Origin of the sequence: Pseudomonas tremae (assembly GCF_001401155.1) — a bacterium.
GTDB classification, from domain to species: Bacteria; Pseudomonadota; Gammaproteobacteria; order Pseudomonadales; family Pseudomonadaceae; genus Aquipseudomonas; species Aquipseudomonas tremae.
Genome location: NZ_LJRO01000315.1, coordinates 1 through 475 on the forward strand (window position 1 = coordinate 1; position 475 = coordinate 475).

Annotated in this window: 1 protein-coding gene; it reads right to left on the bottom strand. The window is 48.4% G+C overall.

From position 1 onward, the window contains the following. Window positions 1–57: 57 nt before the first annotated feature. Window positions 58–381 (bottom strand): hypothetical protein, encoded by a 324-nt coding sequence (locus ALO43_RS18530; protein ID WP_234710508.1) that lies wholly within the window; start codon window positions 379–381, stop codon window positions 58–60. Window positions 382–475: the final 94 nt, after the last annotated feature.

Consider the following 475-nt stretch of genomic DNA (forward strand, 5'->3'; position numbering starts at 1 on the left):
GTGTAAGCGATTACCCCAAGCCAAAGGAGCAGACCCGCAAAAGCGATTCTCTGTGTCCTATTGAAGGTATTCATTTTTCAGCCCCTCATGAGGTGGTAGGGTTAAAACCTGATACAGGCGGCCCCGTAATATTTCGTTGATTTCCGTTAGGGTTACTCGCTCAGACATAAGCTCGGTATTGGACGTATCCAGCAAGCCTGCAATCTGCTGAATAGCCTCACAAAACTCACGGTCCGTCATCGTAAAGCGCTCAAATAATGGCTGTGGCAACATGCGTTGAACTTCATACATGCGTTCATACAGCACGAGTGCATTGAGCATTAGATTTCTCCGTGTCGGTGTGCTGTAGCCTTCACCGGAATGAAGGGTTTTAAAGTTCATTTTAGCACCTCGCCGGATTGATCAAGCGTGATAGAGACGTTCTCACAGCCAACACAGAGCATGGTTGCCCGGTTCGTTAGACTGGAACTGGTGG